23 protein-coding genes are annotated in these 21,810 nt (G+C 68.4%); 17 read left to right on the forward strand and 6 right to left on the reverse strand.

The genetic code is table 11. From position 1 onward, the window contains the following. Window positions 1-19: 19 nt before the first annotated feature. From E1P53_RS15965 to E1P53_RS16005, 9 genes are all read left to right on the forward strand, one after another. Complete coding sequence (locus tag E1P53_RS15965) at window positions 20-2,788, forward strand: branched-chain amino acid ABC transporter permease/ATP-binding protein (RefSeq protein WP_131734893.1); 2,769 nt, start codon at window positions 20-22, stop codon at window positions 2,786-2,788. Beyond that, window positions 2,785-3,513, forward strand: coding sequence for an ABC transporter ATP-binding protein (locus tag E1P53_RS15970; protein WP_131734894.1), 729 nt, complete (start codon window positions 2,785-2,787; stop codon window positions 3,511-3,513). The genes E1P53_RS15965 and E1P53_RS15970 overlap by 4 nt, the downstream gene beginning before the upstream one ends. 156 nt (window positions 3,514-3,669) lie before the next feature. Continuing rightward, on the forward strand, window positions 3,670-4,458 hold the full coding sequence (locus tag E1P53_RS15975; RefSeq protein ID WP_109238196.1) for a 2-keto-4-pentenoate hydratase: 789 nt from the start codon (window positions 3,670-3,672) through the stop codon (window positions 4,456-4,458). A gap of 36 nt (window positions 4,459-4,494) precedes the next feature. Further along, entirely contained in the window at window positions 4,495-5,400 is a 906-nt protein-coding gene (locus tag E1P53_RS15980; protein ID WP_006898969.1) for an acetaldehyde dehydrogenase (acetylating), read from the forward strand. Then, complete coding sequence (gene dmpG, locus E1P53_RS15985) at window positions 5,397-6,491, forward strand: 4-hydroxy-2-oxovalerate aldolase (RefSeq protein WP_006898970.1); 1,095 nt, start codon at window positions 5,397-5,399, stop codon at window positions 6,489-6,491. The genes E1P53_RS15980 and dmpG overlap by 4 nt, the downstream gene beginning before the upstream one ends. Beyond that, entirely contained in the window at window positions 6,478-7,317 is an 840-nt protein-coding gene (locus E1P53_RS15990; protein ID WP_131734895.1) for an SDR family NAD(P)-dependent oxidoreductase, read from the forward strand. Before dmpG ends, E1P53_RS15990 begins: the two co-directional genes overlap by 14 nt. Before the next feature lie 5 nt (window positions 7,318-7,322). Then, on the forward strand, window positions 7,323-8,186 hold the full coding sequence (locus tag E1P53_RS15995) for an LLM class F420-dependent oxidoreductase (protein ID WP_131735358.1): 864 nt from the start codon (window positions 7,323-7,325) through the stop codon (window positions 8,184-8,186). A 3-nt stretch (window positions 8,187-8,189) separates the two neighbouring features. After that, window positions 8,190-8,702, forward strand: a complete 513-nt coding sequence (locus tag E1P53_RS16000) for a nuclear transport factor 2 family protein (protein ID WP_131734896.1) — start codon at window positions 8,190-8,192, stop codon at window positions 8,700-8,702. Window positions 8,703-8,820: 118 nt separating this feature from the next. Next, the gene (locus E1P53_RS16005; protein WP_131734897.1) at window positions 8,821-9,036 is read left to right on the forward strand and encodes an Rv3202a family protein; all 216 of its coding nucleotides are present in this window, start codon (window positions 8,821-8,823) and stop codon (window positions 9,034-9,036) included. Between the two features lie 67 nt (window positions 9,037-9,103). Here the strand turns inward: E1P53_RS16005 and E1P53_RS16010 are convergent, their stop codons facing one another. Then, on the reverse strand, window positions 9,104-9,901 hold the full coding sequence (locus E1P53_RS16010; RefSeq protein ID WP_006898974.1) for a VOC family protein: 798 nt from the start codon (window positions 9,899-9,901) through the stop codon (window positions 9,104-9,106). Window positions 9,902-10,010: 109 nt separating this feature from the next. Between E1P53_RS16010 and E1P53_RS16015 the strand changes: the two genes are divergently transcribed. Continuing rightward, window positions 10,011-10,571, forward strand: coding sequence for a hypothetical protein (locus E1P53_RS16015; RefSeq protein ID WP_131734898.1), 561 nt, complete (start codon window positions 10,011-10,013; stop codon window positions 10,569-10,571). Here E1P53_RS16015 and E1P53_RS16020 read toward each other — a convergent pair. From E1P53_RS16020 to E1P53_RS16030, 3 genes are all read right to left on the reverse strand, one after another. Further along, on the reverse strand, window positions 10,546-11,094 hold the full coding sequence (locus E1P53_RS16020; RefSeq protein WP_131734899.1) for a C40 family peptidase: 549 nt from the start codon (window positions 11,092-11,094) through the stop codon (window positions 10,546-10,548). The two genes, E1P53_RS16015 and E1P53_RS16020, sit on opposite strands and share 26 nt — an antisense overlap. Window positions 11,095-11,238: 144 nt before the next feature. Beyond that, window positions 11,239-11,637, reverse strand: coding sequence for a hypothetical protein (locus E1P53_RS16025; RefSeq protein ID WP_109238189.1), 399 nt, complete (start codon window positions 11,635-11,637; stop codon window positions 11,239-11,241). A 2-nt stretch (window positions 11,638-11,639) separates the two neighbouring features. Beyond that, window positions 11,640-12,860 carry a 3-ketosteroid-9-alpha-monooxygenase, oxygenase component gene (locus tag E1P53_RS16030; RefSeq protein WP_109238188.1) on the reverse strand — a complete coding sequence of 407 codons (1,221 nt, stop codon included), beginning with the start codon at window positions 12,858-12,860 and terminating at the stop codon, window positions 11,640-11,642. A gap of 224 nt (window positions 12,861-13,084) precedes the next feature. Between E1P53_RS16030 and hsaA the strand changes: the two genes are divergently transcribed. The 7 genes from hsaA (at window position 13,085) to E1P53_RS16065 (ending at window position 19,741) form a co-directional block, all read left to right on the forward strand. Then, window positions 13,085-14,269, forward strand: a complete 1,185-nt coding sequence (hsaA, locus tag E1P53_RS16035) for a 3-hydroxy-9,10-secoandrosta-1,3,5(10)-triene-9,17-dione monooxygenase oxygenase subunit (RefSeq protein ID WP_006898980.1) — start codon at window positions 13,085-13,087, stop codon at window positions 14,267-14,269. A gap of 43 nt (window positions 14,270-14,312) precedes the next feature. Continuing rightward, a complete protein-coding gene (gene hsaC, locus E1P53_RS16040) occupies window positions 14,313-15,224 on the forward strand; it encodes an iron-dependent extradiol dioxygenase HsaC (RefSeq protein WP_006898981.1) in 912 nt (303 codons plus the stop codon). A 1-nt stretch (window position 15,225) separates the two neighbouring features. Then, window positions 15,226-15,798, forward strand: coding sequence for a 3-hydroxy-9,10-secoandrosta-1,3,5(10)-triene-9,17-dione monooxygenase reductase subunit (gene hsaB / locus E1P53_RS16045; RefSeq protein ID WP_006898982.1), 573 nt, complete (start codon window positions 15,226-15,228; stop codon window positions 15,796-15,798). Further along, window positions 15,795-16,991, forward strand: coding sequence for a hypothetical protein (locus tag E1P53_RS16050; protein ID WP_131734900.1), 1,197 nt, complete (start codon window positions 15,795-15,797; stop codon window positions 16,989-16,991). Before hsaB ends, E1P53_RS16050 begins: the two co-directional genes overlap by 4 nt. Continuing rightward, window positions 16,988-17,785: an SDR family oxidoreductase gene (locus E1P53_RS16055; RefSeq protein ID WP_131734901.1), complete on the forward strand. Its 798-nt coding sequence runs from the start codon at window positions 16,988-16,990 to the stop codon at window positions 17,783-17,785. The genes E1P53_RS16050 and E1P53_RS16055 overlap by 4 nt, the downstream gene beginning before the upstream one ends. Beyond that, window positions 17,778-18,920, forward strand: coding sequence for a sulfotransferase family protein (locus E1P53_RS16060; protein WP_131734902.1), 1,143 nt, complete (start codon window positions 17,778-17,780; stop codon window positions 18,918-18,920). Before E1P53_RS16055 ends, E1P53_RS16060 begins: the two co-directional genes overlap by 8 nt. A 185-nt stretch (window positions 18,921-19,105) precedes the next feature. Further along, entirely contained in the window at window positions 19,106-19,741 is a 636-nt protein-coding gene (locus E1P53_RS16065; protein ID WP_006898986.1) for a TMEM175 family protein, read from the forward strand. Between the two features lie 5 nt (window positions 19,742-19,746). Here the strand turns inward: E1P53_RS16065 and E1P53_RS16070 are convergent, their stop codons facing one another. Both E1P53_RS16070 and E1P53_RS16075 read right to left on the reverse strand, forming a co-directional pair. After that, window positions 19,747-20,844, reverse strand: a complete 1,098-nt coding sequence (locus E1P53_RS16070) for an acyl-CoA dehydrogenase family protein (protein WP_006898987.1) — start codon at window positions 20,842-20,844, stop codon at window positions 19,747-19,749. Continuing rightward, window positions 20,841-21,809 (reverse strand): acyl-CoA dehydrogenase family protein, encoded by a 969-nt coding sequence (locus E1P53_RS16075; protein WP_006898988.1) that lies wholly within the window; start codon window positions 21,807-21,809, stop codon window positions 20,841-20,843. The genes E1P53_RS16070 and E1P53_RS16075 overlap by 4 nt, the downstream gene beginning before the upstream one ends. Between the last annotated feature and the right edge of the window lies 1 nt (window position 21,810).

Consider the following 21,810-nt stretch of genomic DNA (forward strand, 5'->3'; position numbering starts at 1 on the left):
GCGGCACAGAGGATTTGACATGACAGATCATCTCTCCTATCTCGTACTCGGACTCGGCAACGGGGCGGTGTACGCGGCGATCGGGCTCGCGCTCGTGATGACGTTCAAGAGTTCGGGCGTCGTGAACTTCGCGACCGGCGCCATCGCGCTCTACACCGCGTACACCTATGTCCTGCTCAGGACGGGGGAGTTGATGGTCCCGATTCCGGGACTCCCCAAGACGGTCGACCTCGGTGGGCCTCTTGGGGTGTTCCCGGCCATGGGCATCGCGCTCGCGATGGCGGCGGTGCTCGGCATGCTCTGCTACGTGCTGATCTTCCGCCCGATGCGCAACGCCTCGGTGGTCGCGAAGGCGGTCGCGTCGATCGGCCTGATGATCGTGCTGCAGGCCCTGATCGCGCAGCGGGTCGGCACGCAGATCCCCTTGGTGGAGCCCATCTTCCCGGTGAAGTCGATCTCGATCGGCGACACCGTCGCGCCCACCGACCGCCTGTGGCTGGCGGGCTGCATCATCGGACTCGCGGTCGTGACCACGATCGCCTTCCGCCACACCCGCTTCGGCGTCGCCACCGAGGCCGCCGCGGAGTCCGAGAAGGGCGCCTACCTGACCGGCCTGTCCCCGGACCGGATCGCGCTCGCCAACTGGGCGCTGTCGTCGGTGCTGGCCGGCCTGGGCGGCATCCTGATCTCGCCGATGGTCTCGCTGAACCCGGTGGCCTACACCATGTTCATCGTCCCGGCGCTCGCCGCCACCCTGGTCGGCAACTTCTCGTCCATCTGGCTGACCGTGATCGCGGGCATCGCCATCGGCGCGCTGCAATCGGAGGCCACGAATCTGCAGAACACCATCGACTGGCTGCCGCAGACCGGTCTCTCGGAGGCGGTTCCGCTGATCCTGATCCTCGGCTTCCTCGTCCTCAAGGGGCGGCCGCTGCCCGACCGCGGGGCCGTGACGCGACAGGCCCTCGGCCGCGCGCCACGCCCCGAACGGATCGCCGTGCCGGTACTGCTGTCGGTGGCGGTCGCGGTGATCGCCCTCCTGACCACCAGCGGCAGCTACCGGGCCGCGGTCATCACCAGCATCATCTTCGGCGTCGTGGCGCTGTCGCAGGTCGTCGTCACCGGCTATGCGGGACAGGTGTCGCTGGCGCAGCTGACCCTCGCCGGCGTGGGCGCCTACTCGCTGTCGTCGCTCAACACCCATCTCGGCATACCGTTCCCGTTCGCGCCGATCCTCGCGGCGGTGTGCGCCACCGTGCTGGGCATCGTCGTGGGCCTGCCGGCGCTGCGCGTGCGCGGTCTGCCGCTCACCGTCGTGACCCTGGCGCTGGCCGTCTTCTGCGAGGCCTTCTGGTTCCGCAACCCGTCCTTCAACGGCGGCTTCTCCGGCTCCCCGATCGACTCCCCGCGCATCTTCGGGATCGAACTCGGCATCGGCGCGGGCGAGGACTATCCCCGCATCGCCTTCGGCATACTCAGCCTGATCGTGCTCGTCGTGGTCGGACTCGGCGTCGCCTGGCTGCGCCGGAGCACCCTGGGCACCGACATGCTCGCCGTGCGCGCCAACGAACGCTCCGCAGCCGCAACCGGTATCGACGTCTCGCGGACCAAGCTGGCCGCGTTCGCCATCGGTGCCTTCATCGCCGGACTGAGCGGCTCGCTCCTCGGGTACCAGCAATCGCTGGCCACGGCCGAGTCGTTCACCGTCTTCCTCGGGATCAGCCTGTTCGCGATCATGTACATCGCGGGCATCACCTCGATCACCGGCGGCATCCTGGCCGGCATCATGGCACCCGGCGGCCTGCTCTACATCGTCCTCGACCGGTTCGCGAACATCGGCGAGTACTACACGCTGCTCAGCGGGGTGCTGTTGATCGTCTCGGTGATGGTCAACCCGGACGGCATCGCGAGCCGGTTGCCCCACATCCCTTGGCCTGCACTGCCCTTCGGTCGTCGTTCGGCGGCCGCCGGGACGGAGGAGACCCCGCAGGCGGTCGCTCCGGTTGCTGCCGGGGACCGCAGCACACCCGTGCTGGCCGTCGAGAACGTGGGCGTCCGTTACGGCGCCGTCGTCGCGGCCGAGGGTGTCACCTTCGAGGTGTATCCCGGCGAGATCGTCGGCCTGATCGGCCCGAACGGCGCCGGGAAGACCACGGTGATCGACGCGATCACGGGCTTCGCACCGTCGACGGGCACGGTGTCCCTGGAGGGCAAGGCGATCAGCACGCTCGGACCCCACCTGCGCAGCCGGGCCGGCCTGGGCCGAAGCTTCCAGGACGTCGAACTCTACGACGATCTCTCGGTGGCGGAGAACGTCACCGTCGGCGCCAGCCGGTCGCGGTCTGACGTGCCGGTGAGCCGTCGCGTGGAACAGGTCCTGCACATGGTGGGACTCGACGACATGGCCGACGCCGAGGTCGCGACCCTGTCGCAGGGCCGGCGGCAGCTCGTGTCGGTGGCACGCGTGATGGCGGCCTCGCCGGCGATCGCGCTCCTCGACGAGCCCGCGGCGGGCCTCGACTCGGGCGAGAGCCAGTGGCTCGGCGAACGCCTGCGGCAGGCGCGCGACTCGGGCATCTCGATCCTGATGGTCGACCACGACATGGATCTGGTCCTCACCATCTGCGACCGGGTCGTGGTCCTCGACCTCGGCAAGGTCATCGCGACCGGAACCCCGGACGAGATCCGCAACGACGACGCGGTGATCCGCGCGTACCTGGGCATGCCGGTCGAGGCCGCAGCCGAATCCGATGCCGACACCGCGAGAGCACAGGAGGTCATGTCGTGAGCGTGCTGAAGGTCGACGGGCTGACGACCGGCTACGTCAAGCAGCGCCCGTGTGTCCGGGACGTCGACCTGTCGGTCGAACCGGGCGAGATCCGGTGTCTGCTCGGCCCGAACGGCGCGGGCAAGACGACGCTCCTGCTCGCACTCGCGGGCATGCTGCCCCGGTTCGCCGGTGAGGTCGAGGTCGGCTGGGTGGCCGTTCCCGGCGGCAACCCGCGCGCGGCCATCACCGCGGGAATGGTGCTGGTCCCCGACGACCGTGCGCTGTTCCGCCAGTTGCCGACCGTGCAGAACCTCCGCCTGGCGGTCCGGCAGCGGTCGCGGCGGGCCGCCGCGGTCGACGAGGTGATCGAGTACTTCCCGTCACTGGAGAAGCGCCTGCACGTCGACGCGGGCCGGCTCTCCGGCGGCGAGCAGCAGATGCTCGCGATCGGGCGCGCGATCGTCCAGCGCCCGAAGGTCCTCCTCATCGACGAGCTGAGCATGGGGCTCGCCCCCGTGATCGTCGACGAGATCCTCGCGGTGCTGCGTCGGCTGAGCCGTGAGACCGAGATGAGCGTCGTGCTGGTGGAACAGCACGTCCATCTCGCGCTCGGTGTGGCCGACCGGGCGAGCGTGCTGGTGCACGGCTCGGTCGTCATCGACGACTCCGCCGAGGCGCTGCGGGCCGACCCGTCGCGAATCGAGGCCGCCTACCTGGGGGCCGACGTCGACGCCGCGGTGTGACCGACGCTCCCGCTGAACGGACGGCGCGTCCCGGCGTGCGGGGTCTTCGTAGTGCAATCACGGGGGATCGACGACCCGGTCGGCGGACAGCCGGTGTCGCAATACTGGAACCTGTTCTAAACTAGAACACGTTCACTTTCGGAAGGCGAGGAATCCATGGCGGTTGACCAGCAGGTTCGAGAGCAGATCGCCGCAGATCTGTGGAACGCGGAGCAGACGGCGACGGCGATCGACCGTCCCACCGACTCCCATCCCGACCTCGACGTGGTCGACGCCTACGAGATCCAGCTGATCAACATCCGCAAGCGGCTCGACGCCGGCGCGAAGGTGGCCGGGCACAAGGTCGGCCTCGCCTCCGAGGCGATGCAGAAGATGATGGGGGTCGACGAGCCCGACTACGGGCACCTCCTCGACGAGATGCAGTACTTCGAGGACACCCCGATCGACGCGAAGAAGCTGTGCTTCCCGCGCGTCGAGGTCGAGGTCGGGTTCATCCTCGGCGAGGACCTGCCGGGCGAGGGGTGCACCAACGAGGACGTCATCGCGGCGGTCGAGTGGGTGGTCCCGGCGATCGAGCTCATCGACTCGCGCATCAAGGACTGGAAGATCACGCTGTGCGACACGATCGCCGACAACGCGTCGTCGTGCGGCTGGATCCTCGGCAAGGAGCGTGTGCCGATCAGCGAGATCGACACCGGCGACATCGACGCGGTGCTGCACCGCAACGGCGAGATCGTCGCGAAGGGCAACTCCTCGGCGGTGCTGGGTCATCCGCTCAACGCGGTGTCGTGGCTGGCGCGGAAGGTCGACGGCTTCGGGGTGCGGCTGCGCAAGGGCGACGTCATCCTCCCGGGCACCGCGACGCGGGCCATCGACATCGCCTCCGGGGACCACTTCGTGGCCGAGTTCGCCGGACTCGGCTCGGTCACTCTGGATTTCACCTGATTCACCAGACTTTTCACGAGCACAAGGAGGGTTCACGTGGCGGCAAAGCTGACCGCGGCGATCATCGGGTCGGGCAACATCGGCACCGATCTGATGTACAAGCTGGAGCGTTCGGAGGTCATCGATCCGCGATGGATGGTCGGCATCGATCCCGACTCCGAGGGGATGAAGCGCGCCGCCGACCACGGCCTCATCACCATGAGCGGCGGCGCGGACGAACTCCTCGCCTCGCAGGAGAAGCCCGACCTCATCTTCGAGGCGACCTCGGCTTACGTACACCGCGAGTACGCGCCCAAGTACGAGGCGGCGGGGATCACCGCCATCGACCTCACCCCGGCCGCGGTCGGACCCGCAGTGGTCCCGCCGGCGAACCTGCGCGAGCACCTCGACGCACCCAACACCAACATGATCACGTGCGGCGGCCAGGCCACCATCCCGATGGTGCACGCGGTCAGTTCGGTCGTCCCGGTTCCGTACGCGGAGATCGTCGCATCGGTCGCATCCGTGTCGGCGGGTCCGGGCACCCGCGCGAACATCGACGAGTTCACCCGCACCACGTCGAAGGGCATCGAGACGATCGGCGGTGCCGACCGCGGCAAGGCCATCATCATCCTGAACCCGGCCGACCCGCCGATGATCATGCGCGACACCATCTTCTGCGCGATCCCCGAGGATGCCGACACCGACGCGATCGCCGAGTCGATCCACAAGCGGGAGAAGGAGATCCAGGAGTACGTGCCGGGTTACCGGCTGCTGCAGGAGCCGCAGTTCGACCCGCCGAGCGTCATCAACGGCGGTTTCGCCCGCGTGTCCATCTTCGTGGAGGTCGAGGGCGCGGGAGACTTCCTGCCGCCCTACGCCGGAAACCTCGACATCATGACCGCCGCCGCCACCAAGGTCGGCGAAGAACTCGCCAAGAAGAAGTTGGGAGTCCCCGCATGAGCACCAACGTCGCCCCCAGGCAGCACGACCCGAAGCTGATGGCGAACGCGCGCAAGTTCTCCGACGAACTCGACATCCGCGTCACCGACTCGTCGCTGCGCGACGGCAGCCACCACAAGCGGCACCAGTTCACCGAGGAAGAGGTGCGCGCGATCGTCGGCGCCCTCGACGAGGCCGGCGTGCCGGTCATCGAGGTGACCCACGGTGACGGACTCGGCGGCTCGTCGTTCAACTACGGCTTCTCCAAGACCCCGGAGCAGCAGCTCATCGCGGCCGCGGCGGACACCGCCAAGCGCGCCAAGATCGCCTTCCTCATGCTCCCGGGCCTCGGCACCAAGGACGACATCCGCGCCGCGCAGGACAACGGCGGCCAGATCTGCCGCATCGCCACCCACTGCACCGAGGCGGACGTGTCGATCCAGCACTTCGGCCTCGCCCGCGACCTCGGCCTCGAGACCGTCGGCTTCCTGATGATGAGCCACAGCCAGCCGCCGGAGGTCATCGCCAAGCAGGGCCGCATCATGGCCGACGCCGGCTGCCAGTGCGTCTACGTGGTCGACTCCGCGGGCGCCCTCGTCCTCGAGGACGTGACACTGCGGGTGGAGGCGCTGCGTGCCGAGCTCGGCGACGACGCGCAGATCGGCTTCCACGGCCACGAGAACCTCGACATCGCGATCGCCAACTCCATCCACGCGATCCGCGCGGGCGCCCAGCAGATCGACGGTTCGGTCCGCCGCTTCGGCGCCGGTGCGGGCAACACCCCGACCGAGGCCCTCGTCGGCGTGTGCGACAAGCTCGGCATCAAGACCGGCATCGACTTCATGAAGATCGCCGACGCGGCGCAGGACGTCGTCCGTCCGGCGATGCCGACCGAGTGCCTGGTCGACCGTCCGTCGATGATGATGGGCTACGCGGGCTGCTACAGCTCGTTCCTCAAGCACGCCGAGAGCCACGCGGAGCGGTACGGCGTCTCCGCGGCGGACATCCTCATCGAGGCCGGCAACCGCAAGCTGGTCGGCGGCCAGGAGGACCAGCTCATCGACATCGCGCTCGAGCTGAAGAAGAAGCAAGACGCGAATGCCGGGGTCTGAGCTCACGTCGGGGGAGTCGGCGGGGTTCGATCCGGGCAGGTACGGCCCGTGGGCGGTGATCGCCGGCGGTTCGGAAGGGGTGGGTGCGTCGTTCGCCCACCAGCTCGCCGACGCCGGCATCAACGTCGTGCTCATCGCCCGCAAGCCGGGACCCCTGCAGGAGACCGCGGAGGCGGTACGGGCCAGGGGAGTGCAGGCGATGACCCTCTCGCTCGACCTGACCGAGCCGGCGGCGATCGACGAGATCGTCTCGGCGACCGAGGATCTCGACGTCGGCCTCCTGATCTACAACGCCGGGGCCAACACCTACGGCGCCGACTTCGTCGACGGCGACCTCGCGGGATTCCAGAAGGTCATCGACCTCAACATCACCGCGCAACTCGCGCTCGTCCAGCACTTCGGCCGCCGGTTGAAGGATCGGGGACGGGGCGGGCTGCTGCTGGTCGGCTCGATGAGCGGCTACCTCGGTGGTCGTCACCTGTCGGTCTACGGCGGGGTCAAGGCCTTCGGGCGGGTCTTCGCCGAGTCGCTGTGGCTGGAACTGAGGGAGCACGGGGTCGACGTCCTCGAACTCGTCCTCGGCGTCACGCGCACCCCGGCGATGGAACGTGCCGGGCTGAACTTCGGCGGAGCGTTCAAGGCCGACGAACCCGACGACGTCGCACGGGAGGGGCTCGCGCACCTCGCCGACGGTCCGGTCTGGATCGCCGGCGGCAACGCGCGGCGCGCCGAGAAGATCAACGGCCCCGACCGCCGGGGCCTGATCCTCGCCCAGCACGAGGCGATGGCGAAGCTGTTCCCGCAGAAGGAGGACGCTGCTCGTTGAGTTCTCTGCGCCTCGGCCTCACCAGCCCGATCGTCACCCGGCTGCCCGGCGTCGCCGGCGGTTGGGAGGCGAGCGCGGGAATCGCCGAACTGGCCGACATCGCGGTTGCCGCAGAGGAACTCGGCTTCGAGTACCTGACCTGCAGCGAACACGTCGCCGTGCCCACCGGGGTCGCCGCACAACGCGGCGGCACCTACTGGGACCCGCTGTCGACCTTCGGTTTCCTGGCCGCGCGCACCCGGCGAATCCGGTTCGTCACGCAGGTTCTGGTGCTCGGCTACCACCATCCGCTGGAGATCGCCAAGCGCTACGGCACCCTCGACACCATCAGCGGCGGACGGCTCACGCTGGGCGTCGGGGTCGGTTCCCTCCGTGAGGAATTCGAGTTGCTCGGCGCCGAGTTCGCCGGTCGCGGTGCCCTGGCCGACGACGCCCTCCGGGCGTTGCGCGCGTCGTTGTCGGTGCCCGAGCCCGTATATGAGGGTTCCGCGTACCGGTACGGCGGGATGCTCGTCGAACCGCACGCGGTGCAGCCGCACGTGCCGATCTGGGTGGGCGGGCGAACCAGGCGGTCGCTGAGACGTGCCGTCGAACTCGGCGACGGATGGGTGCCGTTCGGCCTGGGGCGCGGGCAGTTGGCCGAGATGCTCGACTCGGTGTCGCCGCCCGACGATTTCGAGGTGGTGTTGCCGGCCGGGCCGCTTGATCCCACCGACGAACAGGCCACCGCCGCCGTGCTCGAGAAGACGCGACGGGCGGGTGCCACGATCATCGGCGTGACGATCCGCGCGGACTCGGCCGGTGACCACGTCGACAAGCTGCGACGGCTCGCCGACCTGGCCGGGTTGAAACCGACCGGGGAGAGGTGAGAGGTGGACACCGTCGAGCAGAGACTCGCCGCGCTCGAGGCGACCGTGCGGACACTCGCCGACGAGCGGGAGATCACCCGGCTCGTCACCGCCTACGGCCCCCTCGTCGACAGCGGTGACGCCGACGCGGTCGCCGGCCTCTGGACGCCCGACGGCGTCTACGACGTCGACGGCCTGTGCATGCAGGGCCGCGACGACATCGTCGCGATGGTCCGCTCGGAGGCCCATCAGGGGTTGATCCGACGCGGGTGCACCCACCTGCAGGGCGCGGTCCACGTCAACCTGCACGGTGACGAGGCCCTCGCCGCCAGCCACTCGCTGCTCGTGCTCGCCGCCGAGGGCAAGGGCTTCCGAGTCCTGCGCGCCACCGCACACCACTGGCGGTTCGTCCGGACGGACGACGGCTGGAAGGTCGCGCGACGCACGAGCCGAGCGCTGGACGGGAACCCCGAGGCGCACCGGCTCCTCGCCGCCGGCGCCCACGGCGTCGATCTGGAGGACGATCCCCGCAGGTGAGAGGAAGGCGGTTGACGCCCGCCGTGTGCCTCCTACCATCGATGGCACACCGGACGGCGGGTTCGCCGTCGATGGTGCCGACCCCCGGCACCGAGGGAGTCACACCGAAGGAGTCGTGATGGCAGCCGAGGAACCCTGGACCATCGATGCCGCCAACGATGCGGACATCGCCGAGCAGACGATCCCGGTCGAACCGTCCGATCTGGACCCCGAGGCGCCCGTCGTCGAGGAGGTCCCCACACCCGGCCTCGAGGTGAACCCCGCCGACCTCGTCGAACAGTCCATCCCGGTCGGCTCCGACGACTCGGACGACTATCCGCCGGTAGACGAGTAGCCCATTCGCGGCATTCGGTAGAAATCGATGGCGCTGTGCGCCAACGATTTCTACCGATCGCCGCTTGTCACATACCGGCCGGCGGATGCCCCAGACAGATCAGCGCGCCCATCGGGTCCTTGACGGTGGCGAGGGTGCCGTAGGGCGTCTGCTCGCCGGGCATGACGACCTCCCCGCCCAGTGATTCCACCTGGCGCACCGTCGCCGCGACGTCGTCGACGGTGATGTACACGTGCCAGAAGGACGGCACCTCGGCCGGGTACATCGAGGCCGCGTCCATGATCCCGGCGTAGGACATCTCGCCGAAGAAGATCTGACCGTAACGGTCGGGACCCACCGCGTCCGGGTCGCCGCCGGTGCCCACCTCCTCGATGCGCGCGCCGAGCACCGCGCGGTAGAAGTCGACCGATTTCGCGTAGTCCTTGGAATGGGTCTCGAACCAGTAGGGCGTGCCGTGGACGCCGTACTCGGAGTAGCCGGTGTGCCGATCCGGTTGCCAGAAGCCGACGACCGCTCCTGCGGCGTCGGCGACGAGCAGCATGGTGCCCTCCTCGCCGATCTTCATCGGCGGGAACACGACATTGCCACCGGCCGCCTCGACGGCCCGCGCGGTGGCCTCGGCGTCCTCGGTGTGCAGGTAGACCGACCAGACATCCGACGGTGCGCCCGCGCCCTCCATCACCGGGCTCAGGCCCGCGACGCGGCGGCCGTTCCTGGTGAAGTTCCGATATCCGCCCATCTCCTCGTCGGGCGCCTCGGCCTCCCAGCCGAAGATCTCGCCGTAGAACCGTTCTGCCCTCGCGGTGTCGCTGCTCATCAGGTCGAACCAGATCGGGGCCCCGGATGGTGCTGCGTAGTCGGCCATGTCATGTCCCTCTCGATGTGCGGTGGTCATGTCGACGTGCTGTCACAGTGCAGACATCGAGCGTCTCGCAAACTCATCGCCGAGGGGCCGGGATGGCAACCTTGATGCCATGACGACGCAACGGGAGTTCGCGGAGGGACTGCGGAGGTGGGTGTGGCCTGCCGCCCTCGCCGGTGGACTCCTCCTGGTGCTGTTCGCACAGGTGGAGTGGGGAAGCACCGACGAGGGCGTGCAGCCGTCCATCACCGGCCTCGGGCGCGTCACCGTGCCGGGGGCGAGCGACGAGGACGTGGCCTACTTCTTCGCCGACAACACCGATCGTCCCGGTCTCACCGTGCTGGTCGCCGGCATCGTCGTCGCGGTGGCCGCCGCGCTGGGATGGTGGCGGGAGCGCCTCCGTCCCGCGGCGATCGGTGTGATCGGGGTGGCGTCGGCGGTGGCGCTGGTGGCCGGGGCCATGGTGCTGGCCGATCCGGCGGCCCACCTCTTCACCGATCGCGTGGCCCGAGCGCTCGATTCCGAGCTGCCGCGGATGGACCCGGGGTACGGGCTGATCGGGACCGTGGCCGTCGCGGCCGGGTTGATCGTCGTCGCCGTGTCGGCGATCGCGTCGATGATCAGGCCGCGAGCGCCGGAGCGGCGACTCACCCCAGGCGACGGATCGTCTTGATGTAGCCGAAGTCCTTGAGCTTGGTGAAGCCGACCGGGACGCCGGTGCCGTAGGCGTTGAACACCCGCCCGGCCCCGGCGTAGATCCCGACGTGTCCGGCGTCGCGCCGGAAGATGATGATGTCGCCCGGCGCCAGCGCGTAGAACGGGATCGCGTGACCGACCTTCGCCTGCTGCTGGCTGGTACGGGGGAGCTTCACCCCGGCCACCGAGAACGCCCATTGGACCAGACCGGAGCAGTCCCACGAATGCGGGCCGGTTCCGCCCCAGCGGTACGGCTTGCCGATCTGGGTCATCGCCGCACCGAGTGCGGTGATCCCTTCGGGAGTCGGAATGGGGAGGTGGATCGGCACCGATCCGGTCGTGTCACTGGAGCCCGAGCTCGAACCGGAGCTCGAGCCGGCAGCAGCGGCCTGCCCGGTATCGGTGAACGGCGTGCCGATGAACGGAACTCCCACGGACAAGGCGGCGGACAGGGCGACAGCGCAGGTGACCCGCCTTGTGCGGGTTCGCAAAACGGACATGCCGAAAACACTGGCGGATTCACATCCGGCTGTCGCCGGTGGTTTTCGACGTGTGATGAAGGCGTGACCGATGTGATGTTTGGGACAAATGTCTCTTAATGCGATTAACGATCGCTACAGACGATCATCGCCGATTCGTCTCGTTCACCAATAGCCGTCTGGGTCGTGTTCGGGGGATTCCGCCGGAATGATCCCCTCTGCCACCGCGTGATCGATGCTCGCCGACAGGCGAACGCACGTCGGCATCATCGCGCCCGGCAGGAGCGGGCCGTTGCCGTCGTCGCCGGCGGCGCGCATCTGGTCGAGGCCGTGGCAGCGTCGGCGCGCATCGGCGTTCCACTGCACCGTCGTGTGGGACGGGCTGGTCTTCTTCACCAGGACGCACGCGTGACAGGCGCGGCACTCGATCTCGCGCATCCCGCCGCGGAGATAGTGCTCGCGGTCGCGTTCCGTCGCGGCGTGTACCCGGGCCGCACGCTCCGGATCGTTGCTGAAATCCGGCGCCTTGGCCCATCCGCGTGTCCGTGGTGCGGCCCGGGTCATCGTCAGACCTCCGCTGTTTCCGTCGAATCGACGCCGGCCTTCTCGGCGGCCTCCTTCTCCTCCTGCTGGCGGCGCAGGTTCTCCTGGATCTCGACGTTCCAGCTCTCGAGGGCCTTGGAGGTGTCGATCTCGTACTCGAACCGGCCGGTCATCTCCTCGGTGACATCGGCCTTGTCGACGTAGAACTGCTGGTACCAACGACGGAGCTGGTAGACCGGTCCGTCCTCCTCGACGAGGAGCGGGTTCTCGATACGGGTCTTGTGCTTCCAGATCTCGACGTCCTGCAGGAAGCCGACCTCGACGCCCTTGCTGATCTTGTACGCCATCTTCGATGCCTGTTCGGCGGTGAGTCCCTCGGGCACCTTCGCCATCACGCCGTACATGAGGACGAAGCTGTTCTCGTCGATCGGGTAATGGCAATTGGTGAGGATTGTCTCGACCGCGTAGCCGCCATAGTACTGGACCATCGGGTTGAGCATGTAGGACGGGCCGTAGTACGCCGCGATCGATTCCAGCCGGCTGTCGCCGTAATTGGTGCCGAGACTGACGTCGGGGCGGCCGTGCGAATTCATGTACTGCGCGGCGATCTCGCCCTCGAAGACGTTCTTGAAGTAGTCCGGCAGCGCGAAGTGCACATAGAAGAAATGCGCCATGTCGACGACGTTGTCGATGATCTCGCGGCAGTTGGAGCCCTCGATGACGATGCGGTTCCACGTCCAGTCGGTCCACTCGTCGGAGCCGTACTCGTCGAGCGCCGGGATGATGATCTCCTCCGGCGGCGGGTCGCCCTCCGGGTCGTTGTAGACGAAGACCTGGCCGTTGCGGACCATCGACGGCCACGAGCGGGTCTTGGCCAGCTTCGGGTTGCGCTTGGCATAGGGGACGTCGGCGCAGCGGCCGTTGCCCTTCCACTTCCAACCGTGGAACGGGCAGGCGACGTTGTCGCCGTCGAGCTTGCCCTGCGACAGGTCCGCGCCCATGTGGCGGCAGTAGGCGTCGAGGATGTTGAGCTCGCCCTTGGTGTCGATCCAGACGACCAACTTGGTGCCGAAGACCTGCACCGAGTGCGGCTTGCCGTCGTCGAACTCCCGCAGCAGGCCGAGGCAGTGCCACCCGCGGGCGAACCGGGTGGGCGGCGCGCCGGTGTCGATCTCCCGGATGCCCGCCTCGTCGCCGCGCGAACCGGGGGTGCTCGGGCTCATCGTGTCGGGTGCAGATGACATATGCCCTCTCCTGTCTGTGACTGGTGTCGCGAAAGAACCACTGCCTCGATACTAGAACACGTTTCAAATTTTCCGGGGCGATCGTGTGCCGGATCGACGATCGGGCCTGTACATGGGCACAAAGTCCCAGTGCTCGACAGAAATGAGAACGTGTTCTAATCTCGAACCCGATGGGTAAGCGGTCGGCCGGTCCGACCGAGGAGAGACAGGTAGGAGCAGGCGAGATGCCAGCACAACGGAGCGAAGCCGCCGAGCAGGTCCTGGAGAAGATCAACGCGCTGCTCCCGGAGATCGAGCAGCGTGCCCAGGCCACCGAGGATCTGCGTCGGATCCCCGACGAGACCGTGTCCAGCCTCGAGACGGCGGGCTTCTTCAAGCTGATGCAGCCCGAACAGTGGGGCGGCCACCAGGTCGATCCGGTGACCTTCTACGAGGCGGTCCGCAGGATCGCGTCCGCATGCGGCTCGACCGGCTGGGTTGCGGGCATCATCGGTATCCACAACTGGCACCTCGCCCTCTTCGACCAGCAGGCGCAGGTGGACGTGTGGGGCAAGGACCCCAACGTCCGGATCTCGTCGTCCTACGCGCCGATGGGCATGGGCGAGGTCGTCGACGGCGGCTACAAGGTCAACGGGTCCTGGGCGTGGTCGTCCGGCTGCGAGATCGCGGACTGGACGTTCGTCGGCGGTCCGGTCATCAAGGACGGCCGGCCGGTCGACTTCGTGAGCTACCTGATCCCGCGCGAGGACTACACCATCAAGGACGTGTGGAACGTGGTCGGCCTGCGCGGCACCGGGTCCAACACCCTCGAGGTCAAGGACGTCTTCGTCCCGCGTCACCGCACGCTGAGCATGCGCACGATGTCGATGGGCCAGAGCCCCGGCCTGGAGGTCAACACCGCGCCGGTCTACAAGATGCCCTGGGGCACCATCCATCCCAGCACCATCTCGACCCCGATCGTCGGCATGGCCTACGGCGCCTACCGGGCCCACGTTGAACACCAGGGCAAGCGCGTCCGCGCCGCCTACGCCGGCGAGAAGGCCAAGGACGACCCGTTCGCCAAGGTCCGCATCGCCGAGGCCGCCAGCGACATCGACGCCGCATGGCGCCAGCTGTCGGGCAACCTGCAGGCCGAGTACGACCTGATCCTCGCCGGCGAGGAGATCCCGATGGAGCTGCGCCTCGCCGCACGACGCGACCAGGTGCGCGCCACCGGGCGGGCGATCTCGGCCATCGACCGGCTCTTCGAGAACTCGGGCGCCCACGCGCTCGAGAACGGCACCCCGATCCAGCGCTTCTGGCGCGACGCCCACGCGGGCCGGGTCCACGCCGCCAATGACCCCGAGCGCGCCTACGTCGCATTCGGCAACGGCGAGTTCGGGATTCCCATCGGCGACACGATGGTGTGATGCGCAGACCCCTGACCACAACCACACGAGGAGAGTCGTGGAGATGAGTGACTGTCCGATCCGATCATTGGGATACATGAGGATCGAGGCGACGGACGTCCCCGCATGGCGTGAGTTCGGACTGAAGGTCCTCGGCATGGTCGAGGGCAAGGGGCTCACCGAGGGAGCGCTGTACCTCCGGATGGACGACTTCCCGGCGCGGCTGGTGATCGTGCCGTCCGAGCACGACCGGCTGGCCTGCTCCGGCTGGGAGGTCGCGAACGCCGCGGGCCTGCAGGAGGTCCGGGACCGGCTGTCCCGTGCGGGCGTGGTCTACCGGGAGGGCAAGGACGAGGAGATCGCCGACCGCCGCGTCGCCGAACTCATCTCCTTCACCGACCCGGCCGGCAACACCCTCGAGGTCTTCCACGGTGCCGCGCTCGAGCACCGCCGGGTGGTCAGCCCGTACGGTCACCGGTTCGTCACCGAGGAACAGGGTCTCGGCCACGTGGTGCTGACCTGCACCGACGACAAGGCCGCACTCGAGTTCTACCGCGACGTCCTCGGCTTCAAGCTGCGTGACTCGATGCGGCTGCCCCCGCAGGTCGTCGGCCGCGAGGAGGGCGACGAGGTCCCGTGGCTGCGCTTCCTCGGCTGCAACCCGCGTCACCACTCGTTGGCGTTCCTGCCGATCCCCAACAGCACCGGGATCGTCCACCTCATGGTCGAGGTGGAGAACTCCGACGACGTCGGGCTGTGTCTCGACCGCGCCCTGCGCCGGAAGGTGCCGATGTCGGCCACGCTCGGCCGGCACGTCAACGACCTGATGCTGTCGTTCTACATGAAGACACCCGGTGGGTTCGACGTCGAATTCGGTTGCGAGGGACGGACCGTCAACGACGACGAGTGGGTCGCCCGCGAGAGCACGGCCGTCAGTCTCTGGGGGCACGACTTCAGCGTCGGATTCAAGAACTGAGATGGCGCAGACACCCTACGGAACCGAGGACTTCGATTCTCGTCAGTTCCGTACCGCGATGGGGCAGTTCTGCACCGGCGTCACGGTGATCACCACCGTCGACGACGATGACCGGCCGGTCGGGTTCGCCTGCCAGTCGTTCGTCGCGCTCTCGCTCGACCCGCCACTGGTGCTCTTCTGCCCGATGAAGACCTCCCGCAGCTGGAAGGCCATCGAGCGCAAGGGGAAATTCGTCGTCAACGTGCTGTCCAACCGGCAGCAGGACGTCAGCGCCGCGTTCGGCGCACCAGGCGACGACAAGTTCCGCAACATCACCTGGGACCCGTCGCCGGCCGGGTTGCCGGTGATCCGGCACGGGCTCACCTGGGTCGAGTGCGACATCGAGCGCGTCACCGACGGCGGCGACCACCACATCGTCATCGGGCGGGTGCAGGTTCTCGGCGAGGTGCTCCAGGACCGGCCCCTGTTGTTCTACCGTGGTGGCTATCTGTCCACCGAACATCCGCGGGTGACGCCGGCACAAGCCGAGCTCGAACACTTCCTGACCTGGACCGGAGGAGACACCTGGCTATGAGTCCGCGCGAATCCGCTGTACCGCATGACATCACGGCGCCGCTCACCGACGCGATCGCGGAGGCCGAGAAGCTCGTGGCCTCGGCGGAATTCGCGGAGACCGACCAGGATCTCGCGGAGGGGTACGACTACCTCGCGGGCAGCATCGCGGCGATCGTCCAGTTGGTGCGGGCGCGGTCCTTGTCGCACCCGAACTTCGTCACCTCGACCGGGCCGATGACGAAGATGGGGCTCGACAACCCGGACACGCTCTACTACCACGCCGACGTCGAGCCGACCGGTACCTATGTCGTCCGCGGGCGTCGTGGCACCACAACCGATCTCAGCTTCCAGGTGTTGCGCGGTGACTACACTCCGTCGACCGTTCCCGGCGGCGAGGACGCCTTCGACGACCGGCGGTTGCAGATCGCCGAGGACGGATCGTTCGAGCTGACCTTCGGTCCGGCAATCCCCGACGCCGGGGACGACTACTTCGTCCTCGGCGAGGGTGCGTCGATGCTCGCGGTCCGGGAGGTCTACTCGGACTGGACCGAACGCAAGGGGTCGATCACCATCGAGCGTGTCGACACCGTCGGCACCGCGCCGGACGAGCCCGACCTCGCGCGGGTGGCCCGCCGGTACTCGACCGCCGGCAAGATGCTGCTCGCCCGCATCAACACGTGGTTCAACTTCCCCAGGTGGTTCTACCTCGACGAACCGGTGAACACCTTCACCCCGCCGCGGCAGACCCCGGGCGGTCTGAGCACCCAGTTCTCCTCGGTCGGTCATTACGACCTCGGTCCCGATGACGCGATGGTCATCTCCATCCCGAAATCGGATGCGCCGTACCAGGGTTTCCAGCTCGGGAGCATGTGGTACATCTCGCTCGACTACGTCAATCACCAGACGAGCCTCAATTCGGCACAGGCGCAGGTCGACCCGGACGGCGTCATCCGGATGGTGGTCTCCCACCGCGACCCGGGCGTCGCCAACTGGATCGAGACGACCGGCAGGCGCAAGGGCATCCTGCAGTTCCGCTGGCAGCGGGTGGATTCGCCGATCGGGCCGGAGCTCGGCCCGACCGCGGTCGTCGTGCCCGTCGACGAGGTGGCCGCACACCTGCCCTATTACGAACAGAACAAGATCGACGAGGCCGGTTGGCGGCAGCGGATCGCCGCGCGGCAGCGGGCGTTCGCGGAGAGGATGCTCGGATGAGCGCGATGCCCGGCAGCGGCCTGCTCGAGGATCAGGTCGTGGTCGTGTCCGGGGTGGGGCCCGGTCTGGGCAGGTCGATCTGCCTGCGGTCGGCCGCCGAGGGCGCGCGGGTCGTGCTGGCGGCACGGACCGAATCGCGGCTGAAGGAGGTCGCCGCCGAGGTCGGCGCGGCCGGCGGGACGAGTCTCGTCGTGCCGACCGACATCACCGACGAGGCCGCGGTGGAGAATCTGGTCTCGGCCACGATCGCGGAGTTCGGCCGGGTCGACGTCCTGGTCAACAACGCCTTCGCGCTGCCGTCCATGAAGCCGTTGGGGCGCACCGACTTCGATCAGATCACCCAGAGCCTGGAGGTCACCGTCGTCGGGACGCTGAGGGTCATCAAGGCGTTCACCGACGCGCTGGCCGCGTCGAAGGGCTCGATCGTCAACATCAACTCGATGGTGATCCGCCACTCCGAGCCCCGCTACGGCAGCTACAAGATCGCCAAGTCGGCGCTGCTCGCGATGTCGCAGACCCTCGCCACCGAACTGGGAGACAAGGGCATCCGCGTCAACTCCGTTGCACCCGGCTACATCTGGGACGACCAGCTCAAGTGGTACTTCGGCGAGATCGCCAAGAAGTACGGCATCACGTCGGAACAGGTCTACGAGCAGACCGCGTCGAAGTCCGATCTGAAACGACTCCCCGAACCGGACGAGATCGCCGATGCGGTCGTGTTCCTCGCCTCGCCGATGGCGCGGGCGATCACCGGCCACACCCTGGACGTGAATTGCGGTGAATACCATGACTAATGCTGCTCGCACCGACGTCGGGACCATCGAGGACCTGCACGCCTCGGCCACCCGTGCCACCGGCCTCGAGGACTTCGGCGACACCGACTACCTCGAGCCCCTGGGCATCCTGCTCGACTCGTATCGCAACGAGGCCGGGCTGACCGAGCTGGGCAGCAAGATGTTCCGGTACTTCCTCAAGGGTGCGCTCGTCGCGCGGCTGCTGAGCGAGGCATCGTGGAAGGCGCACCCGGAGCACGCCGACGTGGAGATCACCCGGCCGATCTTCGTGACCGGCCTGCCGCGCACCGGCACCACCGCCCTGCATCGTCTCCTGGCGGCCGACCCGGACCATCAGGGCGTCGAGATGTGGCTCGCGGAGTTCCCGCAGCCGCGCCCGCCGCGCGACACCTGGGAGGACAACCCGGTCTTCGCGCAGATCCAGGCCGGTTTCGCCCAGCACCACGTCGAGAACCCCGAGTTCATGGGGTTGCACTACATGGACGCCGCCGAGGTCGAGGAGTGCTGGCAGCTGCTGCGGCAGTCGGTCATGTCGATCTCCTACGAGTCGCTGGCACACATCCCGACCTACTCGCGGTGGCTGTCGGAGCAGGACTGGACGCCGGCATACCGTCGGCACCGCAAGAACCTGCAGCTGATCGGGCTCAACGACCCCGGCAAGCGCTGGGTGCTGAAGAACCCGAGTCACCTGTTCGCGCTCGACGCGCTGATGGAGGCCTACCCGGACGCGCTGGTGATCCAGACCCACCGCGCCCCGTCGACGATCATCGCGTCGATGTGCAGCCTCGCCGACCACGCGACCCGCGGCCACTCGACGACGTTCGTGGGCGAGCAGATCGGACGCGACCAGCTCGAGCTGTGGTCGCGCGGGTTGCGCGAGTTCTCGCAGGCCCGGCAGAAGTACGACCCCGCACAGTTCCTCGACATCGAGTTCGACGACCTGCGCACGGACCCACTCGGCACCGTCGAGCGCGTTTACGACGCCCTCGGCACGCCGATGACCGACGCCGCCCGCGCCGCGGTGGTCGCGCTCGATGAGGAGAGCAGGTCCGGACCCCGCAAGCCGCAGCACCGCTACCAGCTGTCCGACTACGGGCTCGACGAGAAGACGGTCGCCGAGGCGTTCGGAGACTGAGCTCCCTCGTCCGGCGATTCCCTTCACGCTGGATCGGTTTCCTTCCCGCCGATCGGATCCGATGAGCGGGGAGTAGGCGACATTGCGGGAATGGAGACTGCGCGAGGAGACCCCGATCTCGAGAATCCGGTGCCCGGAGGCTCGATCGCCGCGCGGACCGCCTGTGGCGGATCTACATTCTCTCCATGGCAGAACCGGAGAACCTGCGCTCGTCCGAGGGCCTGGGCCGACTGATCGCCTTCGCGGACGCCGTCGTGGCGATCGCGCTCACCCTCCTGGTCCTCCCGTTGGTGGACATCGCCAACGACCTACGCGAGGACGACGAGACCTCGGTCGCCGAGGTGGTGAGCGACCACTCGCTGGAGATCACCAGCTTCTTCGTGAGCTTCGTGGTGATCTGGGTCCTGTGGCGGCAGCACCACCGGACGATGGAGTACTTCCGCAGCTACGACTCGGTCCTGATCAACCTCCACTTCGTCTGGCTGCTCACCATCGTGGTGCTGCCGTTCGCCACGGCGATCGTCGACGACAGCCGGGTCGAGTGGGGCAGCGTGCTCTACATCGGCGTCCTCGCGGCCGCGGTGGCCGCACTGGTGGGTATCGGGCAGTGGGGCAAACACCATCGTGATCTGCTCGTCGACGACGAGATGACCGATGTCTGGGTCAAGACGTCCGGGGGATGGGGGACCGTCATCGCGCTGGCGGTCGCGTTGATCGTCGCGCTGGTCGACCCGAGAAGCGGCAACTGGCCGCTGTTGCTGCTCTTCCTCACCGATCCCATCGAACGGCTGATCGCCCGCGCGCGCGGGACGGACGCCTGAGCCGGCTACCGGAGACGCGCTGCGACCTCGGCGACCGCGCGGTGGGGCGCGCCGAACATCTGCGACGACGCCTGGGCGCGTTTGAAGTAGAGCTGGATGTCGTGTTCCCAGGTGATGCCGATGCCGCCGTGCAGCTGGATGGCCTCACCGGTGATCGTCCGGTAGGCGTCCGAGCAGTATACGTGTGCCGCGAGCGCCAGGTCCGCGGCGTCCGGCGCATCCACGGCGACCGCGGCCACCGCGGCACGCGAGATCGACCGGGCCGTCTCGACGAGCACGTACATGTCCGCCATCCGGTGCTTGAGCGCCTGGAACGATCCGATCGTGCGGCCGAACTGCTTGCGCGACTTCGTGTACTCGACGGTGAGGTCGAGCGCGCGCTGTGCGCCGCCGACCTGCTCGGCCGACAACAGGGCCCAGCCCAGCGTGCGCAGTCGCGACACCAGGTCCGCCGGCGTCGGGATGACGTTCGAGGCCACCTCGTCGAACCGCACCGTTGACAGGCTGCGCGTCGGGTCCAACAGCGGCAACGGCGAGATCGTCACCCCGTCGGCATCGGCGGCGACCTCGTGCACCGTGATGTGCTCGCCGGGGCCCGACGCCAGCACCACCAGGGTGTCGGCGGTCTCCGCGTCGACCACGAATCCTGCGGTCCCCGAGAGCAGTCCGGCGTCGGCCTGCACACCCGGTGTGTCCCAGCCCCGTTCCCCGGCCCAGCAGAGCGCGGCCGTGCGCTCGCCGGTGGCGAGTTCGGGGAGCAGTCGTGCGGACGGCTCCGAGTCGGGGGCGAGCAGCAGGGCGCCGGTCGCCAGCACCGCGGACCCGAATGACGGGACCGGGCTCAGCGCGGCGCCGAGCTCCTCCAGCACCGCGGCCGACTCGGCCCACGACGCGCCGGCGCCACCGGCGTCCTCGGGAATGGGCAGTGCGGCGACGCCGATCTCGGTGCACAACGTCTGCCACAGGCCCCGGTCGATGCGTCCGTCGGAGGCCATCTCCTTGCGGACCGCTGCGGTGTCGCCACGACGGCGCAGCAGGTCTCGCACGGCCTCGGCGAGCGCCTCGCGTTCCTCGGCGGAGATCGGGAGGGTATCGGTGGTCACAGCGTCTCCAGGATGCGTTGACGGTGGACGGCGGGCGAACCCCAGGCGGTCAGGAGCGCGCGCGTCTTGGTGATGTACAGGGAGAGGTCGTGCTCGGCGGTGTATCCGATGGCACCGAGCACCTGCAGCGCGCGACGGGCCGAGAGGTGCGCGGCGTCGGCGGCGGCGACCTTCGCGGCGGAGACATCCCGGGAGACGTTGGTCCCCTCGGGCACCTGCCCGTCGATCCCGAGGGCGGCCGCATGGACGAGCGGACGCGCCATCTCGAGGGCGATGGCGACATCGGCCAGGTGGTGCTTGACCGCCTGGAAGGACCCGATCGGGCGACCGAACTGCTTGCGGGACCGGGCGTACTCGCTCGCGATGTCCATCATCGTCTGACCCAGTCCGAGGAGTTCCGCGGCAGTGGCGAGCGCGCCGGCGTCGGCGGCATCGGATGTGTCGATCCCGGTGGCGAGCTCCCGGTCCGGCTCGACCCGCGACAGCGTGCGGGTGGGGTCGACGGTCTTCTCGGTGCTGATGACCCGGCCGGTGGAGAGGACCCCGTCGACGACGACGTAGACGTCGGCGGACTCGACATCGGCGGCCAGCGGCTGCAGCGGCCCGATCGCCACCGTCGCCAGCCGCCCCTCGGCGAGGTCGTTGAGCGGTCCGTTGACGTCCGCGTCGCGGAGGAGGACCGGCAGCACCGCAACGCTTTCGACGATCGGCCCGGGTGCGCAGTGGCGACCGAGTTGTTCGACGGCGACCACCATCTCCACGGCGCCGGCGCTGCTGCCGCCGTGGGACTCGTCGATGAGCAGGCCGCAGATCCCCGCGTCGGCGAGCTGCGAGTACACCTTGGCGACGGCCGTGCGGTCACCGGCCGCCCAGGCGCGCGCCGCGGTCGGCATGTCGGCCTTGCCGAGCATGGCGTCGACGGTCGCGGCCAGGTCGGTGTGGATGTCGGAGAGTTGGAAGTCCATG

The organism is Gordonia paraffinivorans (genome assembly GCF_900683595.1).
Taxonomy (GTDB): Bacteria; Actinomycetota; Actinomycetes; order Mycobacteriales; family Mycobacteriaceae; genus Gordonia; species Gordonia paraffinivorans.

What these genes read in the sequence shown, in the direction of transcription:
- E1P53_RS15965 (WP_131734893.1), top strand. Translation starts at nt 20, where the DNA reads ATGACAGATCATCTCTCCTATCTCGTACTCGGACTCGGCAACGGGGCG.
- E1P53_RS15975 (WP_109238196.1), top strand. Translation starts at nt 3,670, where the DNA reads ATGGCGGTTGACCAGCAGGTTCGAGAGCAGATCGCCGCAGATCTGTGG.
- dmpG (WP_006898970.1), top strand. Translation starts at nt 5,397, where the DNA reads ATGAGCACCAACGTCGCCCCCAGGCAGCACGACCCGAAGCTGATGGCG.
- E1P53_RS15990 (WP_131734895.1), top strand. Translation starts at nt 6,478, where the DNA reads ATGCCGGGGTCTGAGCTCACGTCGGGGGAGTCGGCGGGGTTCGATCCG.
- E1P53_RS16005 (WP_131734897.1), top strand. Translation starts at nt 8,821, where the DNA reads ATGGCAGCCGAGGAACCCTGGACCATCGATGCCGCCAACGATGCGGAC.
- E1P53_RS16010 (WP_006898974.1), bottom strand. Translation starts at nt 9,901, where the DNA reads ATGGCCGACTACGCAGCACCATCCGGGGCCCCGATCTGGTTCGACCTG.
- E1P53_RS16015 (WP_131734898.1), top strand. Translation starts at nt 10,011, where the DNA reads ATGACGACGCAACGGGAGTTCGCGGAGGGACTGCGGAGGTGGGTGTGG.
- E1P53_RS16020 (WP_131734899.1), bottom strand. Translation starts at nt 11,094, where the DNA reads ATGTCCGTTTTGCGAACCCGCACAAGGCGGGTCACCTGCGCTGTCGCC.
- E1P53_RS16025 (WP_109238189.1), bottom strand. Translation starts at nt 11,637, where the DNA reads ATGACCCGGGCCGCACCACGGACACGCGGATGGGCCAAGGCGCCGGAT.
- E1P53_RS16030 (WP_109238188.1), bottom strand. Translation starts at nt 12,860, where the DNA reads ATGTCATCTGCACCCGACACGATGAGCCCGAGCACCCCCGGTTCGCGC.
- hsaA (WP_006898980.1), top strand. Translation starts at nt 13,085, where the DNA reads ATGCCAGCACAACGGAGCGAAGCCGCCGAGCAGGTCCTGGAGAAGATC.
- hsaC (WP_006898981.1), top strand. Translation starts at nt 14,313, where the DNA reads ATGAGTGACTGTCCGATCCGATCATTGGGATACATGAGGATCGAGGCG.
- hsaB (WP_006898982.1), top strand. Translation starts at nt 15,226, where the DNA reads ATGGCGCAGACACCCTACGGAACCGAGGACTTCGATTCTCGTCAGTTC.
- E1P53_RS16050 (WP_131734900.1), top strand. Translation starts at nt 15,795, where the DNA reads ATGAGTCCGCGCGAATCCGCTGTACCGCATGACATCACGGCGCCGCTC.
- E1P53_RS16055 (WP_131734901.1), top strand. Translation starts at nt 16,988, where the DNA reads ATGAGCGCGATGCCCGGCAGCGGCCTGCTCGAGGATCAGGTCGTGGTC.
- E1P53_RS16060 (WP_131734902.1), top strand. Translation starts at nt 17,778, where the DNA reads ATGACTAATGCTGCTCGCACCGACGTCGGGACCATCGAGGACCTGCAC.
- E1P53_RS16065 (WP_006898986.1), top strand. Translation starts at nt 19,106, where the DNA reads ATGGCAGAACCGGAGAACCTGCGCTCGTCCGAGGGCCTGGGCCGACTG.
- E1P53_RS16075 (WP_006898988.1), bottom strand. Translation starts at nt 21,809, where the DNA reads ATGGACTTCCAACTCTCCGACATCCACACCGACCTGGCCGCGACCGTC.